The 18191-nt window shown below is 34.7% G+C and carries 15 protein-coding genes; 8 read left to right on the forward strand and 7 right to left on the reverse strand.

What is annotated here, in order from left to right; translation table 11 throughout:
* Window positions 1–772: 772 nt before the first annotated feature.
* Window positions 773–1510, reverse strand: a complete 738-nt coding sequence (locus IPK35_07695; GenBank protein ID MBK8053140.1) for a glycosyltransferase family 2 protein — start codon at window positions 1508–1510, stop codon at window positions 773–775.
* Window positions 1511–2881: 1371 nt separating this feature from the next.
* On the opposite strand from IPK35_07695, the gene IPK35_07700 reads away from it, so the two are divergent.
* Both IPK35_07700 and IPK35_07705 read left to right on the forward strand, forming a co-directional pair.
* Complete coding sequence (locus tag IPK35_07700) at window positions 2882–4219, forward strand: hypothetical protein (protein MBK8053141.1); 1338 nt, start codon at window positions 2882–2884, stop codon at window positions 4217–4219.
* 145 nt (window positions 4220–4364) lie between these two features.
* Window positions 4365–4967 carry a C40 family peptidase gene (locus IPK35_07705; protein MBK8053142.1) on the forward strand — a complete coding sequence of 201 codons (603 nt, stop codon included), beginning with the start codon at window positions 4365–4367 and terminating at the stop codon, window positions 4965–4967.
* Between the two features lie 6 nt (window positions 4968–4973).
* Here IPK35_07705 and IPK35_07710 read toward each other — a convergent pair whose 3' ends face one another.
* Complete coding sequence (locus IPK35_07710; GenBank protein ID MBK8053143.1) at window positions 4974–5543, reverse strand: PepSY domain-containing protein; 570 nt, start codon at window positions 5541–5543, stop codon at window positions 4974–4976.
* Window positions 5544–5611: 68 nt separating this feature from the next.
* Complete coding sequence (locus IPK35_07715; GenBank protein MBK8053144.1) at window positions 5612–6859, reverse strand: aspartyl protease family protein; 1248 nt, start codon at window positions 6857–6859, stop codon at window positions 5612–5614.
* Window positions 6860–7314: 455 nt separating this feature from the next.
* Between IPK35_07715 and IPK35_07720 the strand changes: the two genes are divergently transcribed.
* Entirely contained in the window at window positions 7315–8022 is a 708-nt protein-coding gene (locus tag IPK35_07720) for an amino acid permease (protein MBK8053145.1), read from the forward strand.
* Complete coding sequence (locus IPK35_07725) at window positions 8004–8630, forward strand: amino acid permease (protein ID MBK8053146.1); 627 nt, start codon at window positions 8004–8006, stop codon at window positions 8628–8630. Before IPK35_07720 ends, IPK35_07725 begins: the two co-directional genes overlap by 19 nt.
* 122 nt (window positions 8631–8752) lie before the next feature.
* Here the strand turns inward: IPK35_07725 and glgP are convergent, their stop codons facing one another.
* The gene (glgP, locus tag IPK35_07730) at window positions 8753–10429 is read right to left on the reverse strand and encodes an alpha-glucan family phosphorylase (GenBank protein MBK8053147.1); all 1677 of its coding nucleotides are present in this window, start codon (window positions 10427–10429) and stop codon (window positions 8753–8755) included.
* 737 nt (window positions 10430–11166) lie between these two features.
* Between glgP and IPK35_07735 the strand changes: the two genes are divergently transcribed.
* From IPK35_07735 to IPK35_07750, 4 genes are all read left to right on the forward strand, one after another.
* Window positions 11167–12591, forward strand: coding sequence for an MBL fold metallo-hydrolase (locus IPK35_07735; protein ID MBK8053148.1), 1425 nt, complete (start codon window positions 11167–11169; stop codon window positions 12589–12591).
* A gap of 54 nt (window positions 12592–12645) precedes the next feature.
* Complete coding sequence (locus IPK35_07740; GenBank protein MBK8053149.1) at window positions 12646–13299, forward strand: peroxiredoxin; 654 nt, start codon at window positions 12646–12648, stop codon at window positions 13297–13299.
* A gap of 212 nt (window positions 13300–13511) precedes the next feature.
* The gene (locus tag IPK35_07745; protein ID MBK8053150.1) at window positions 13512–14057 is read left to right on the forward strand and encodes a thioredoxin family protein; all 546 of its coding nucleotides are present in this window, start codon (window positions 13512–13514) and stop codon (window positions 14055–14057) included.
* A gap of 561 nt (window positions 14058–14618) precedes the next feature.
* Window positions 14619–15791 (forward strand): transposase, encoded by a 1173-nt coding sequence (locus IPK35_07750; protein MBK8053151.1) that lies wholly within the window; start codon window positions 14619–14621, stop codon window positions 15789–15791.
* Here the strand turns inward: IPK35_07750 and IPK35_07755 are convergent.
* From IPK35_07755 to IPK35_07765, 3 genes are all read right to left on the reverse strand, one after another.
* On the reverse strand, window positions 15765–16544 hold the full coding sequence (locus IPK35_07755; protein MBK8053152.1) for a DUF4349 domain-containing protein: 780 nt from the start codon (window positions 16542–16544) through the stop codon (window positions 15765–15767). The two genes, IPK35_07750 and IPK35_07755, sit on opposite strands and share 27 nt — an antisense overlap.
* A 148-nt stretch (window positions 16545–16692) precedes the next feature.
* Complete coding sequence (secG, locus tag IPK35_07760; GenBank protein ID MBK8053153.1) at window positions 16693–16956, reverse strand: preprotein translocase subunit SecG; 264 nt, start codon at window positions 16954–16956, stop codon at window positions 16693–16695.
* Between the two features lie 224 nt (window positions 16957–17180).
* Window positions 17181–17906 (reverse strand): hypothetical protein, encoded by a 726-nt coding sequence (locus tag IPK35_07765; GenBank protein ID MBK8053154.1) that lies wholly within the window; start codon window positions 17904–17906, stop codon window positions 17181–17183.
* Window positions 17907–18191: the final 285 nt, after the last annotated feature.

An 18191-nucleotide genomic window follows, 5' to 3' on the forward strand; every position in this document is an offset into this window, starting at 1 on the left:
GGGGTGTATCCCAAAATTGCACTATATTATATAATTTTTAAGTTTCTAATTTAGTGTATTATCTTAGTAGTTAAGAGTTAAAGGGTGGGTCGTCTCAAGCATAGCTTGACAGGCTCTTTAGGGAATGGGGGTAGCGGGCAGTATAAACAATTTTAGTGCAAAAATGGGGAACACCAGCTATTGTAATATATTTTTGATATATAGGCTTCTTTCTTACGAAGGACAAGTTAGCAAGGAATTTCTTTATTAGAGAAAATAACTTCTATTTTGTTATACACACCTGTAAAAAAGGTAATTTGAACTGATTTAATTGGCTTTATTCTTGTTAAAATATGAATATTGAATATTGAATAAAACTTTGCTATCTTGTTCAAATAAAGAAAGTCAGGACTTGAATTTGAATACTAATTTTACCCCAAGCATATATTTACTGACATTCTACTTATCATGTATAGACTTTAGCAAAGCCTAAATAATCAATAAATAAATAATTTTATCTGATTGAATTTAGAAAACTCTAATCAATATATATTGAATTGGAATGAATGGTGATGCTTGAAATATGGTAAGAGGCTGTGAATAACGGGTGTATTTCATTTTTTCGCTTCACATTAAAAATCACCATTTTATTATTTCGCGATTCAGGCAAGATGCCTGTCTATATTGCATCGTAGCCGGAAGCTACGACGAACAAACGAAACTCGATAAGAAATCGAGCAAAGGGCGAAAAAATGAAATGCACCCTGAATAACTTTTAGAAAATTTTGATATATTAATATAGCTTCGACTTCACTAAGCCAATTTTGCTGAGTAAATGTACAACTGAAACCCTCAGTACACCCAAACCATATTTACTGCTTCTGGTGAAATTGATAGATGATGCCTCTTCGAAATATTTAGTGGGGCAAGTCACTTCTGCGATTTCGTAGCCTTTGTATATGATCTGTGATAACATCTCATTGTCATAGATGAAGTCATCTGAATTGACGTTGTATTTGATGTTTTGAAGTACATCGCGGCTGAATGCCCTGTAACCGGTATGATACTCGGACAATTTATATCCGACGAGAAAGTTTTGTGTAAGGGTAAGAAATCTGTTAGCAATATATTTATACAATGGCATGCCACCTTTGAGTGCACCCTTGCCCAGAATTCTTGAGCCGAGGACTACAGGATAAAGGTCTTCACCTATTATATTGACCATAGATGGAATCAGCAGTGGAGTGTACTGGTAATCAGGATGAAGCATGATGACTATATCCCCACCGAGTTCGAGTGCTTTATTGTAAAGGGATTTTTGATTGCCGCCATAACCTTTGTTTTTTTCATGCACTATGACATGTTGTATCCCGATATGGTGAGCGAGTTCTGCGGTATTGTCTTTCGATGCATCATCACATAGTATGACTTCATCTACCAGATCAAAAGGTATCTCATCATATGTTTTTTTGAGTGTTTTGGCAGCATTGTAAGCAGGTAGTACCACCACCACTTTTTTGTTTTTGTACATGCTGAAAGATGACCTTTAGGTGAAGAATCTTAAATAACGATTTTTTCGCAGACTAAATGAAGTATCAAGAGAGAGTGGACTTTTTTTCAAAACTCAATAATTCAATCCTGAAACCTTTAACCTGAATTATTGTACAGGTACGAAATGACCGTTTTTATTATATATCCATATCAACATAATGATGAATAATATAATGGTTAAAACTATTTTGCCAAAGATGGCCCCTTTTCTTCCGTAATCGCTATTTGTTGACATGTATATTGGGTTATTTATATGTTTGCTGATGCAAAGGTAATAACAAAATGAAAATATTTCACAATAAAAAAAAATATTGATTCTTTTTGTAAACTTCAATCCAGTTTTACATCATTTTATAACTTCTGTAAAGGATGAAAAGATTTTCTTTTTCTGAGTGCAGTAAGACCCAAATTAGAGTATGTTTAAATTTAATTTAGTTGCAAATCAATAGATTATGATTCTGGTGATTAAATAATCAACGCATTTAGCTTGTCTAACAACTATGTTAATAGCCGGGCAGGTGAACTAAATAGGGCGATTATTTTGGAGTCAGGTTCATAATATATTGATTTTAAAGCAATAAAAAATTATACATCTTTGAGTATGTTTAAACTTTTATCATTTGGCTCCAAGTGGCAAATTATATTATGTCCAGCGTTATATTTTTCGCCGTACCGTTTCAAGCTATGCTTGAGCTTTCGGGACGCTTCTGTCCCGATCAAGACATTTTTCTAAAAATCGTCTTGACCGGCTACGACTGTAAAATATACCTTGTCCATAATTAAATTTTCTCACTTTCGCTCAAACATAAAAATTTAAACTCTTACTTATATTATTGTGGACAAAAAATATTCCGAAAAAAATTTAGATTATAATGTACTGTAAATTAAATAATTATGATTATTAATTTTGCATTCAATTTTCTGTTTGATACAAAGTCTTTTTAAGGCAATTGATCAAAGTCAAGCAAAATGGTTAATGCTAATTCGTGATTTTTTGGGTGAGATATATTCAAATTCTTATTACCTTAGAACAATTTTAAGATAATACCTTATTTTTCTTCTTGAGTTTACACACTATTTTTTACACTCTCTCGGTTTAAGAGGTATGTTTAAACTTTTATCATACGGCTCCATGCGGCAAATTTAATTATAGCTGGCGTTATATTTTTCGCCATAACTTCCGGCTATATTCACTTACGCTCAAACATAAAAATTTAAACATACTCTATGTAAAATTGTAAGTTCTATTTGTTTTTATATTCCTCGACTCTAATTATTTATGCGAATATTTGCCTTAATCCTGGTTTTTGTCTTAAACACCATTCCTTCTTTCACCCAATATCAGCTGGGAATGAGGCTTGAAAAAAATGCCGGAATGTATGGAGTTACTATTAATCCAAGTCAAAACATCTTTAATTCTAATAAATGGGATATCCATCTTGGTAGTGCTGGTTTGTTTGTACAAAATAACTATCTGTATTTTAAAGAAACACATCTGTGGAAGTTATTCAGGAATCGCAGAAATTTAATTGTTGTAGATGATAAGGTATCTGTGAAAGACAATGTAGTTGAGGTTGGTTATGTGGATAATGAGGCTTCGCGTTTTTTACAGGCCAGAGCCTTTGTGACCGGACCTGCAATAGGATTTCAATTTAAAAAAAATCAGACCATTGGATGTTTTGTTCAGCTTAGGTCAGGACTATCTGCCACTAAAATCCCGAATGAATTTACTTATAATAAAATTACAAAAAGAAAACATTTCGACCCGTTCAGAGCTTCGGAATTCGGAGGTGCAGTCATGAACTGGCTCGAATTAGGTGCTAATTATGCCTACTTAAAGATGGATAATAATAAAAACGCAATTGGTATCGGGGCAAACATAAAATATATCATCGGTTATGATATGGCTTATGGTAATAGTCGCAGAAGTTATCAGCATGTTGTGACAGGAGAAAATGACTTTCAAATGGAAAGGCCACACATCGCTTTCGGATTTTCAAGCATGAATGACATAGGCACAAGTGTTCACGGTAAAGGTGCAGGTATTGATTTTGGGGTTTCATACACAAAAAATATGAAAAATGACGATTTTGATTATAAAGCAGGTGTCTCACTTATTGATTTGGGATTTGTGCGATTCTCCCGTGATATCAGGACGTATGATTTTATCAGTGATTCTACTATTAGTATCTTAGGAAGAGATTATCAAAATCTATCATTTGAAGATGGTTTGCAAGGCCTGTCAGATGTTTTTATTCAAAATTCAATTGGCCAGAAACAAGTATTGACCACAGGTGATAAAAAGACTATTTTATTGCCATTTTCCATAAGTGCACAATTTGACTATAAACTAAAAAAATCAGTTTATATTCATGCTTTAATGATTCAGCCGGTATCTTTGTCTGACTTCAGGATTCGCGGAGTCCATCTGATATCTTTGACTCCCAGATACGAAACCAAATGGTATTCTGTTTCTCTTCCTGTCTCATTGATAGAAAAAAGAATATTCAATATAGGTCTGGCTGCTCGACTTGGCATTTTGACCTTAGGAAGCGATAATATCGTGAGTATCCTCAGAAAGAGTAATTTTTATGGATCTGATATTTTTGCAGGAATAAAATTTGGTTTAGGCAATAAAGCTGCAAAGAAAACCTTTAAGTCTAACATTGACGATTGTTTTCGATTTTAGTAAATCTATTAAATCTATCTATTTTTAGGTAGGATGCTAAGGAGACATAATAGTTTATCAATCATATCATGTGAAAGCTAATCGAAATTTAGGCATAATTTTTGACATTAGATATAAATACAATGTATAAAATATTGATTTGTATATGATAACGAATAAAATATCGCTCTTTTTTGTTGTGGGAATTTGCATTGCCTTAATGATGGCTTCTTGTTCAACTTCAAACACATATAGATCAGGAAAGTACTCATCTGCAGGAAAAAGGGAAAAATCCGACAGTAAAAAATCTTCAGAAAAAGCATATACTTACGAGAAGAAACCTGGTGAAAACAAAAAGGAAGATAAAAGCCAGGATGTGTCCGGAATCCGGTTAGACATCATCAACACGGCCTTGTCATATATTGGGACTACATACAGGTCAGGGGGCAAATCACCTGAGTCGGGATTTGATTGCAGTGGATTTACAGGATATGTATTTTCTCAGAATGGCATTCCATTAGCAGGTTCATCAGACAACCTCGCTAGATTAGGAAAGGAAAAAAACAGAGATGATCTGGCACCCGGAGATCTGGTTTTTTTTGGTAATGAACAAAGGATTTCACATGTTGCAATAGTTTCTGAAAATCTGGATAAAAAATTGAAGGTGGTACATGCTACGACTTCAGCGGGTGTCAAAACGGATGTCATTACAGATTATGCTTATTGGGAGTCACGGTTTTTATTTGGTAAAGACATTCTGTCAAAGTAAAACTTATCACTCTTCATGATGTCTCCTGATAAGCTTGGGACCATACCACAACCAAAAACCGGAAACTGTAAAAACGATCAATCCTATACCACAAAGCGAGGTATAAATGAGCTTAAAGACGCCTGAACTAAGTCCAAAAGTTTTGTCAAACCAGGAACCGTCATGGATATGCTCTATAAAATCTGAATTTCTACTTTCTACTTGCAATAGTTTCCCGTTAGTAGCATCGATCTGCAAACCCTTGTAGTTTTTTTTGAAATTTACTTTTACTATTCCTTTATCTGGTCTGACTTCTATTCTGTCAATTTCGTGTTCATCATTGTGAAAATGAAGCCTTGCGTAATTTTCTGAAATAGTTAAAAGGGTATCAAAAGGCAAAAATCCCTGAACATCTCTACTCACTCCTGATGATGTTTCTGCCAGAATCAGCCCAAAGCTATTTTTTTTCCAACCAAGGAGCAACCCTGTCACTCCTGTAATAAACAAAAATAAAAATAACCAGATTCCAAATATCCTATGAATCCTTCTGACAATACGAAGGATTCTCGCTTGCTTTTGTCTAAATTTATTCAATATCTTCTCATTTCAATAAAAGTGTAAATATATCGACAATTCAATCAGAAATAAATGAAAATAAAAGAATCTTAAAGCGAAATGTGTTTATCACTGAATAAATCTCGCAATACTATTTCTTTTATTAAAATTTCATCTCCCCGTTTCAATTTCAACTTGATCTTACGACCATTACGGGATGAAAACACTCCATTGATTTGGCGTAAACTATACCACTTGTATGAAAATAATCCAATCTTCAGAATGATATCTCCAGGTCTTATATCAGCATCTGATGCCGGCGAGTTTTCAATGACATACCTTATATAATACTTGTTGAGCGTATTTCCATAAGAAAATACTGTCATCCCGCTTTTATCATATTCAAAATCCTTGTTATAACCTTTTTTAGCTTTCATATAGAGTTTTGATGCAGAAAAATCCAAAAACACATCAAATCTTTCCAACAGCAAATTGCCCAATATTCCGTTTCTTACTACTTTTTGCGGCCCTAACATAGAAGAATCTATTTCCTGAAAACTACTTAGTAAATTATTAAAACTAAAGTCACCTATTTGTAATTTATGAATTCTTCCTGAAAATCCCTCTATATCACCGCCCAACCCTTTGCCCAAGCTGCCTTTTAAAATCAATCCTGATGTACTTAGCAGAGAATCCGTATTGTGATGAAATAAAGCCGTCAATGCCGCTCCTGAGTCGATCAGCAGTCTTGTCTTAACTTTTAAACCAGGTTTTACCTCAGTAATACACTGGAGATAAGGCTTGCTGCTAATGATTTCTATATCAAATACCTGATGATTTTTAACCCTGCTTTTATTAAACTTTGAGGGATCTATCAATACCAATTCCAATTTTTTATAGTCAATTTTCATTATTAAACCTTTGAAAAACTCAGCACCAAGGATTCCATCAACCCTCGAACCAATATATTCGTCCAAGTGCACAAAATCAGTTTCAAGTACCAGAATATTATGCCTGACACTTCTTGTATTTAAGAACTGTAAATAAATTCCATTACAAACATAGGCAGTAACCTCATCACTCAGGTCCGATCCATATAACTTAATTTTTTTATGATATGGAGTACGCAGTAATTCCGTATATTCTTTTTTTAGTAGTATGGAGTTTTCAGCGCCTGTATCTATAATAAACTTCATCGGCAATATCCTTTGAAAAATGACATCCACCAATATGAAACCATTGACATAAGTAAATGGAACTATAATTTCTTCATACTCACCTAAAAGTTGTGACCTGTTAAATTGTCCGTGGACAAAAACTGATAAGCATAAAAATAACATGACTAAAACTCTTCTCAAAACGTGTATTTTGTCAGATTTTCAACAAATTATAAATCCCATCTCAAACTTTAAAACAAAAATACTTGTTTGCCAATAACGGACTGTCTCTCAAAAATGGACTCTATATAGCTAATGGAAAAAAATAAAATCCATAAGAATTCAAACCATCGCAATAATAATAAGATAAAATTACAACTATAATTTGGATTTTCTATAACAACATGTATTTTTAACACTTGGTGTATGTATTCACTTTCATATTTGCTGCTGAATTAGCGTTGTGAAAGGAGATATTTTGCCAAATAAACATAAATTAAAATCCATGGAATGCTCAGCTTGACAACAGTATAAGTTGTATTAAGATAAATTAGTATTTTTCTCCAACCAATTTACATTAAGTAAATAGATACAGATGAAAAAATAAGAATTCAACCACACAAAACATAAATTTTTAAAAAACTAAACCATAATGCATGACTGAATTAAAGAAGACAATCAATGTAAGAGGTCTGACAATGATAGCCATAGGCGCATGTATAGGGTCAGGAATTTTTGTCACTCCAGCCAATACAATAGATCTGCTCCCTCATCATGGTTATGTTTTACTGACATGGGCCATTGGTGGGTTCATAGCGTTGTTAGGTGCACTTACTTTTTCAGAATTAGGGGCAAGATATCCTTACAATGGTGGAGTATATGTTTACTTAAAAAATGCTTTTGGTCCATTGTACGGATTCCTTTATGGATGGATCACACTTTTTATAGTCAATACAGGAGCCCTGGCAGCCCTTGGTATGGCCCTGGCAGAATATCTTACATATTTCATACAACTTTCAGATAGTTGGAAATCAATTCTTGCCATCATGGTGATATGGGGACTTACCATTTTGAATATTTTTGGGGTGAATATTTCTCAGGCATTTGCTTCGTTGTTTACGGGACTAAAGTTATTTGCTATGTTTTTGATTATCCTGGTGGGTATGTATTTTCTACCATCATCTTATGATAACCTCACATTGGATATAACTACAGGTGTACCAGAAAATCTGATTCAACATATTTTGCTCGCTTTCGTTGGAGTTTTTTGGTCCATTGGCGGATGGCACCATGCTACTTTTGTATCAGGCGAAACAATTGACCTCAAAAAACCGTTCCCAAGGCTATGCTTTACGGAACTGTGATCGTTACTGTTTTCTATTTGTTGATTATTAGTGCTTACATGGTGCTTTTGCCCATAGATGTAATGAGCACAAGTAATAAAGTTGCAGGAGATGCTATCTCTACCGTATTGAACCATGGCGGAAAAATGGTTTCAATAGCCATTGCTATTTCCATATTTGGAACAATAGGGATTTATACCATGAGTGCTCCCAGAATTTATTTTGCAATGGCAAAAGATGGCATATTTTTTAAGTCTCTCGCTGAAGTATCTGAAAAATACAAAACACCTTATAATGCTATGATTTTTCAGGCTGCATGGGCTACATTATTGATTTTTTTATGGGGTTCATTCATGAAAATCATCACATTTGTGACATTTATGGATGTCACATTTATGGCATTGGCTTCGGCTACTATCTTTGTTTTCAGGCATAAAAATCAACCAAATCATGGATTTAAGCTAAGATTATACCCATGGATTCCTTTATTATACTTTATTGTAATCCTTGCATTTGTTTTCAATACTTTGAGTGGAATGAATGCAGAATCCTGGCTGGGTTTATTGATTTTAATCCTGGGCGTTCCTGCATATTACTACTTCAGAAAACAGAGTGTTATACCAAATTGAGCATCATAGCTGAACCAGGAAACTTTTGCCGCCTGATAGTCAAACGTAAAAATATAACCAATCTATCGATACCTAAAACTCATTAATGATTACAGAACTTATTTTAGATATTTAGGTACTAGTTAAACAGGTTCCGCCATAAGTACTTCTTTATTGAACATGGCAGTATAATATTCGGCTGCCATGCGATCTGAATCAAACTCAGGACTTACATCCTGCATGCCATTCATCATGATTTGAGCCCACTTCTTAGGTTTGTCATAATAGGTAGGTAGGATGATGTTTTCCAGAATATTTAATAATGATTGACACTCTATCTCATCTTGTTCCTGTACCCTGAGTGATCTGTCTGCGGGTGGTATGATAAAACTGTTTTCTCCATCTTTTGCAAACTCCGGAATCCACCCATCCGGAATTGAAAAATTTATTGAACCATTCATGGCAGCAGTCATACCACTTGTCCCGGATGCTTCGCGATACAATCTTGGGTTATTGAGCCAAACATCTGAACCTTTTTTTAATGTGGCAGACAGTCCCAATTCATATCCAGTCAGTATTGCACAGTTGGCCAATGGCAGAGTCTTCCAATATAAGTTATTGAATGTATCAATAGCACTGTAATCTTCAGGGTATGGTTTACCTGCCCAGATGATCTGGATGGGATAATTTGTGTCTTTTACTATTTTTAAAAACCTTTCAGCGTCTGCAGCAATCAAATCCGCTCTTTTGTATCCGGCATATCTCCGTGCCCAAACTAATGTAAGTACGTTTTCGTCAAATATTTTTCCAGCCTGGTCTGCGACAACTTTGAAAAGTTGTCTCTTCAGTTCCTTTTTACGCGCTATCAGACCTTGGATGTCATTATTTTCAAAAGCGGACTCAAGAATTTCGTCCTTCCAGTACTTTTTGTTTTGTGAGTTCGTGATGGACCTGATTTCACAGATTTCATCATATCCAGACCACATTTCATTGGAAACTTCACCATGCATTTTAGATACTCCATTAGCTATTTTGGCAAATCTGAGTGCAGATAATGTGTAATTCAGGGTATTGTTTTCGATATTCAAAATATCCCTGACTTCATTATCATCAAGACCGTTAAAAAATGACATTCTACTCAGAAGGTTAAAGTCTCTTTGTTCATTGCCTGCTTCTTCGGGTGTATGGGTAGTAAACACCACTCTTTTTTTAACTTCTTGCAAATCTCTGTATTTAGAATACAAATAAAAACAAAGGGGCAATGCATGACCTTCATTCATATGGTAGATTTCTGTTTCGAGATGCAGTATATCAAGCAGTTTTGCACCGCCTATACCTAATACGATAGATTGTGCCACCCTTGTAGCTTCATTGGCATCATACAGTCTGTTGGTGATTGTCCTGGACACAGCATCATTTTGCTCTATATCAGTGGTAAGCAAAAACATAGGAGCTGTTCCAAATACTTCAGGCTTAAGGAGATATGCTTTTACATATACTATAGCACTATGAACTTCTACAGGAAAAATAATCCCGGTATCTGTAAGAAATGAATAAAACTTTTGAACATAGTCTGGCTTCATAGTACCATTGATAGTACGTACCTGATCATAATACCCATATTTCCAAAGCATCCCTATGCCGACCAGATTTTGTTTTAGATCAAAGGCACTTCTCATGTGAGAACCAGCCAGAAAGCCCAATCCTCCGCTATATATTTTCAGCGCCTGATCGACAGCAAACTCCATAGAAAAGTAGGCTACTGGTTTTGAATATTCTTTTTTTGGTTTGTATCCAAAGATTTCAGATCTTGATAACATGTTTGATATTTTGTAATAATAGTTATAATAAATGAGTTTTCAAAAAATTTTAAAACCGCAAATGTAACACAATATTGTTAATATGACACTAATATTTTGGCATTGAAAATTGATGATTTCTGGCAACTATTGATGTATATGCTTTCAAATCAGAAAAATCAGTTAATTTTTCGTCAGATGAAATTACTTTTTGAGTATAAATCCTAAGTTTTCAGCTGGTCTAGCACTAGTGTTATGTTAAGGTTAAACTGACTGTTGACTTATTGTATCTTTTCAATTTGCTCTTCGTTGAATAATCCCTTACTTAGCTACGGCTAAGGTCGGGAACCATCGCCTCGATCAAAAGAAAAATCTACTTATAATTAATCCGTCATTCAACACTTACCATACCACTAGTGCTACAGGAATGAAGTAAGTACATAATAAAACGAAGTAGATTATTTTCAAGATCAAGGCGAAAAACACAGACATAGCAATAGCTATGGCGAGGCTTTTCAACGCTGATATTGGGAATAAGATCAAGTTTTATAGGTATTTATTTTGTTCCTGTAGCACTAGTTGGTTTAGAAATATTTAAAATCCATTTTGAATTCATTCATTCACATTTGTTCCATTCCTTAATCCACCATCTCGATATCCCATGAAATTATGTAACTTACGTCACCCAACATTTAGTTTAACTACCATACTTTTGTGCCATAAAACATTTATTTCTCAAACAGATAAACTCATAAAATATGAAAGTAGAACAAATTTATACTGGATGCCTTGCTCAGGGAGCATATTATATCGAAAGTAATGGAGAAGCAGTAGTGATCGATCCACTTAGAGAAGTCCAGCCGTACATAGAAAAGGCTGAAAACAACGGTGCAAAGATCAAATATGTATTTGAAACCCACTTTCATGCTGATTTTGTTTCGGGTCATATTGATCTGGCAAAAAAAACCGGTGCTAAAATTGTCTATGGTCCAACTACAGCCAAAACCGGATTTGAAATTTATGTGGCTCAGGATGGAGAAATATTTAGCATAGGGGATATCAAACTAAAGGTAATTCATACTCCGGGTCATACCATGGAGAGCAGTTGTTTCTTACTGATAGATAAAAATGGTAAAGAAACCGCATTATTTACTGGAGACACATTATTTATAGGAGATGTAGGTCGTCCTGATTTAGCACAACATGTGATTTCTGAATTGACAGAAGAAAAACTTGCCGGTCATCTTTTTGATTCCCTCAGGTACAAAATCATGCCATTGGCTGATGATATCATCGTGTATCCTGCTCATGGTGCCGGAAGTGCCTGCGGTAAAAACATGTCAAAGGAAACATCAGATACACTTGGCAACCAGAAAAAGACCAACTATGCATTGAGACCGGAACTGACCAAAGAAAAATTTATTGGTGAAGTACTACATGGATTGATGCCTCCTCCGGGATACTTCCCTAAAAATGTGTTGATGAATATACAAGGATACGACAGTATTGATGCCGTGCTTGAAAGAGGTCAGAAAGCACTCAGTCCCAAAGAATTTGAATTGGTAGCCAATGAAACTCATGCCTTGATTCTGGATACCAGGAGTTCAAAGGATTTTGCTAAAGCATTCATTCCCAATGCTATCAATATAGGTATAGACGGTAGTTTTGCAGTTTGGGTGGGCACACTTATACCGGATATTAAACAAGAAATCCTGGTAGTGGCCGAAAAAGGCAGAGAAGAAGAAATCATCACAAGACTTGCTAGGGTCGGATATGACTTTACCATAGGATATCTTGATGGCGGTATAGATGCATGGATTGACGCGGGGAAAGAAGTGGACACCGTCATCAATATATCAGCGCTGGAATTTGCAGATGCAGAGGCTAAAGACCCAAATATAGCGATACTTGACGTCAGAAAAAAGAGCGAATATGATTCAGAGCATATCATTAATGCGGAAAATGCACCACTCGATTATGTCAATGACTCTATGAAAATGGTGAATCCTGAGAAAACTTATTATGTACACTGTGCCGGAGGTTACAGATCTATGAGTTTTATATCAATACTAAAATCCCGTGGTTACGAAAACTTTATCAATGTAGATGGTGGGTTCAAAGATATCAAAGAGAGCGGTAAGTTTAAACTTACCGACTATGTATGCCCAAGTACTATGTTATAACCAAAATTTAAATCCTACCATATGGAAACAATATATGATAATCAGATAGTTGCTATGCCTCGTATAGGTGACAAGGCACCCGAATTCAAAGCGGTAACAACACAAGGAAATATCGATTTTCCTAAAGACTATAACGGAAAATGGATCATCTTATTCAGCCATCCCGCAGATTTTACACCAGTGTGTACAACGGAATTTATGACTTTTGCAAAAATGGAACATGAATTTGCCGATCTCAACTGCGCACTTGTCGGATTGTCGGTAGATGGGTTGTATAGTCATATAGCCTGGCTCAGAACCATCAAAGAGAAAATTGAATTTCGTGATATGAAAAACATAGAAGTGAAGTTTCCTCTTATAGAAGACATTACTATGGAAGTAGCCAGAAAATATGGTATGATTCAACCTGGAGAAAGTAGCACCAAAGCAGTAAGAGCAGTATTTTTCATTGATCCCAAAGGTGTCATAAGAGCCATCATTTATTACCCCCTTTCACTTGGCAGAAATTTTGACGAACTCAAGCGCGCCCTTATAGCTATGCAAACAGCAGATAAATATGCCATCGCAACACCTGCAGACTGGAGACCTGGCGAAGATGTAATTGTTCCACCAGCAGGATCCTGTGGGGTAGCCAAAGAAAGAATGGAAGCTGACGATGTTAAGTGCAAAGATTGGTTCTTCTGTACCAAGTCTCTTCCGCTCAATTAGATTTTTAGGTTAAAGGTTAAGAATTGTTGTTTTGATTTTACCCGAAGTTATTTTGACTTCGGGTTTTTTAATGATTACAGATCTTAAATGTTTGACTAAAAATGACGGAAAAGTAAAATAATTTATCAAATTAAAGTTAAATTTTTCTTATTTGGAATGTAATTTGAAATTATCATTATATCTTTGTTGTTTAAATATTAAAATTTTATTGCATGAGTATTAAATTGTCTTCAAAAGTATTAGCATCAGTTCTGATTTCAGGATTTTTAATGATGAGCTTAAATATGTCTGCACAAACTACTGCTTCTACAGCAACTAACCCAACATCAGTACCGGAAGTATATACTGCGGAGAATCCCGGATGGCTTGTCAATGTAGATGAAGCATATGCTATATCTAAAAAAACCGGAAAACCCATCATGGCAAATTTTACAGGAAGTGACTGGTGCGGATGGTGCAAAAGGCTTACTGCCAGTGTGTTCAGCCAGGATGCTTTCAAGCAATGGGCAGAAAAAAATGTGGTGCTTTTAGAATTGGATTTCCCCAGACGTAAAACCCTTCCACAAAATATTCAGATGCAAAATCAAAATTTGGCGCAGGCTTTTCAAGTAGGAGGCTATCCGACTGTTTGGGTTTTTAATCTATCAAAAGATGAAAAAGTAAATCAATACAGCATCGAAGCTTTAGGTAAAACAGGATATACAGCTACTGTAGAAGAGTTTACCGCAGGAGTAGATCAAATGATGAAAAAGAAATAAAAGTTACTATATGTGTAAAAAGGTCAGTAGGTACAAAATTTACTGACCTTTTTTATTTTGAAGTATTTTGTAACTTTTAGCAGTTATTTCGAAAGTTTTAGCGACCGGCAATTTCGATTTCCAAATATTGATTTATTTCATGCAAATATAGGTATTAACGCTGTTTTCGACTTGGGTAATTTATTAATTTTTAGTGCTTCAGCTTATATATTGTTTAATTTTATGGGATATAGTGTATTTATTCATTTAGTTTTTTATCAATGGCACTTATTACTTTCAATTTGTCAATAACTAGCAGTAAAATGAAGATAGTCATCGAGAGTACAAGAGTAGTGAAAGAAATTATTGCAAAATATTTTATTGTCCATTCCAATGCTACTTTTACTCTGTGAATCAATACTCCGATAACTTTTAAAATACATTAGGATAAAAAATATATATAAAAAGTAAATGCGTAAATTGGCCCTTGAGCCAACCTGTAATCACAATCTCTCACAAAAATGATTACACAAGACGCATTTACTTCCGGCAAAAAGCCTTATAGGTACAATATTAGATAAAATGGTTGGCATCAACAAATGGCAGAAAGTATTTTTTATGGAAGTAACCATGTTATTTCTTACCATCAAAGGAAAAATCAATTTTACTCAGATGGGAAGATATAGTTCGTCGCCTGAAGTGAGGTTTCGCAACATGTTCAAGAAGGCATTTGATTTTGTATCAATCAATTCTTTATTTATCACCCAACAATGTGGCGATGAATTGATAGTGGGGTTTGATCCTTCATATCTTTCAAAGAGTGGGAAACATACACCTAATGTAGGCTATTTTTACTCTGGTGTAGCAGGCATGATCAAGCGAGGTATGGAATTTGGATGCTTGGCCATCATAGATGTCAAGCAAAATACAGCCTATCATCTTGATGCCGTACAGACACCACCGGTGAAGAAAGAAGATGCAGAAACTGGTCTGATCAAACACTATTGTAAGATATTTGTCGAAAGGATTAATACAATAAAGAAACATAGTGAAATCCTAGTAGTAGATGGTTGGTTTAACAAACAAAAATTTGTAGGATCAATGACCAAATTGGGGTTAGAAGTGATCTGTAGATTACGCCCCGATGCAAACTTAAAGTATCTTTACAATGGTCCGAAGATGGAAGGAAGAGGTCGCCCTAAGAAATACTCATGCAAAGTAGATCTCAAAAATATAGATAAGAGTGTATTCAAAAAGACAGTTGATGATGGGAGCAAGGTTATATACGAAGCAGTGGTGTATTCCATAAGTCTAAAGATAAATATCAAAGTGGCCTATACAGAATATTTAAATGAGAAAGGTGAAGTTACAAACACCATTCTTTATTTTAGCACCAACACGTCTAGGGATTCCATCGACATAGTCAGATATTACAAAGCCAGATTTCAAATGGAATTTATATTCAGAGACGGCAAACAGTTTACCGGATTGGACAACTGTCAGGCAAGGTCAGTGGAGAAAATCCATAATCATGTAAATTATGCCATGACGGCAGTCAATGTAGCTAAAGCAATCATACGGCAAGGCATAGAAAAAGATCAGCCCTGCAGTTGCTCCATTCAAGATATCAAAACAGAGTTATTTAATCAATTTCTGCTGGAAAGAATATTTATCAACTATGGTATTGAACCAGAGTTGCAAAAAAATAATGAATTAAAACGCAAAATATTAGATTTTGGGAAAGTCGCAGCTTAAATTTGTTATCGGAGTATTGTGAATAAAACTTATGTTTTTTTCTGTTGCACCCTCATACATTGAAAGTTTTATCGTACAAAATTCATTTTCTGTATCAAAATTTCCAAGTTCGACTCCCAATTCCTGTGCTTTCTCTTCTATTTCTAAAATCTTGTCATTGAGTGAGACAAAATCCGTTATTTGCCCACCTTTTGATTTTAGGTCGTTTAGAGACTGTAAAGTTTTCTCAATAGATGATTTCTTTGCGTTAAGCTGACGGTACTCATTGGTCTTATCAACTTTGGTAATTTCTGTTGCTTTAATAACACCTATATTCTTTAGTTCATTATACAGACTGTCAAACAAGCCGGGATTAACTCCTATTAACAAGTGTATCTGTCTGTTACTTTTTTGCCCAAGACTTTGTTCATATTGAATTACTGCATCAAATGATTTTGATTTAGCCTTTAATATTTTTTCATCCTTCTCAAATTCAGATGTCTTTGTTTTGATAGAAGCCGTCTTCTCATATTTCTGATTTGAAGCAATATGTGATGCTACTTGTACATCACCACCTTTCATTACTACTTTTTCGGAAGCATAATTTTTTCTTAGATTGTCAATGCTACTAAAAAAATTTTCGCTATAATCACTTCCTATATTAGCATCAGTGGCTATGTAACCGTAGATGAGCCTAAACATAAAAAGTAATACAAAAAGTCCTGTAAACCATCGACCGATTTTCCAAAATCTTGCCTTGAAAGTTGTTGTCATTTCTCTAATATTAAATGTTTTGTGTCTTTCAATTATATCATAAAATTACAATCAACAAAATAATACAGCAAACACCCTAACAAATAACGAAAAAAGGCTCTTCCGAATACAGAAGAGCCTAACGTAAAAGATTGAGTTTTGAGTTTTATTATTGTACCGGCTGAATCAGGTCTCCTCCACCGCTACCTGATACAAGTATCGCAGTGATGATACATAATACAAATAAGCTGGCAGCAAGTCCCCAGGTTACTTTTTCGACAAAGTCTGTAGATTTGGCAGCACCAAACATTTGATTAGCAGCTGAACCACCTAAAGTTGAGTCAATTCCACCACCTTTTGGATTCTGTATAAGGACGATGGCCATCAGTAAAACACAATTGATTGCAATAAGTATTGTTAATATTGTGGTCATGTTTATTTAATATTTTATATTCTGATTTATTTTCGCCGCAAAGTAACTACTTTTTTCCGGATATTTCATCATCAATTGCTCATACATTTTTTTTGCCTCGTCAAAATGTCCCTGAGATGCCAGCAGATCTGCAAGCGGTTCTGATATAATTTGAGATGATTTTTTGATTGATTTATTTGCAGAAGCTTCTATGGCTTTTCTCTTTGCGACTTTTTCTTCCTTTTCTATTTTTTATCTATATCTGCTTTTTTGAAAGTCAACAACCATTTGGAAAAAGGTGATATACCACTGAATTCCCTTAATGTATATTTATTCTTTTTGCTTTTTTTTACTTTCTTTTTAGCTGATTTTTTTCCTTTTGGTGTCCCTAAATGACCACTCTCGATTTCAAAATCTTCTGAATCATCAACTTCTGACAACTCCGATACTGTATTGTCTGTGACTTCATTGGCAGGTTCCATTATAAAAGTACTGACATCTTGGTCATCTCCCGTCATAAGAGTTCCGATTAAATTGGTCTCGGATTTTTCTGATGGTGTTGAAAATTCTTCATTTTGAAGGTCTGACTCAATCAAATGTTCATATTCATTTAAAACTTCAGCTTCTATTACCATTTTTTCCTGTTGTTCGGCCTCAGTCGTCCCACTCCTTACATCCAAATCATTAGAAATCGTGCTACTTTGATAAAAATCACTCTTACTGCCTTTATCCAAAAAAGTCCTCAAATCCCTGATAGAAGGTATGGCACTTCCTGAACTCATATAATGTACTGCAGTGCGGTCATTAAATTGCAGCATCAATTCGTGGGCATTGTTTTGCTTCATTTTTTTGGAAAGAAGTAGTTTGGGAATGATATCAGCCGGATGCAAACTACTGTAGTTTTCCAGCTCAGTTATACTGATGGAATCCGATTCGTCGGCAACAAAGTATTTAATGAGACTGTTTTCCATGAAATCGCAAAGGTAAACAATCCTGCAAATTAGAAAAGTGTAGATAGTTAAAAGTTGTAAAGAAAAAAAATTCTCTTTTAACCAATGGCTTACAGATAGCAATTCATTTTCTATGTTTCTAATACTCTTCATTAAAAACTTATGGGAGTGAACTCACTATTTGTAATTCAAAATTCAGTATTCAAAAGATTTATTAACTTTGACACTTTTATAAATTGTTCCAATACCTATATAATCTATTAGATCGTCCTAGTGATTATTATTGTAGATTATAAAGAATTGTTT

This window comes from Saprospiraceae bacterium, assembly GCA_016713025.1.
Classification (GTDB): domain Bacteria; phylum Bacteroidota; class Bacteroidia; order Chitinophagales; family Saprospiraceae; genus OLB9.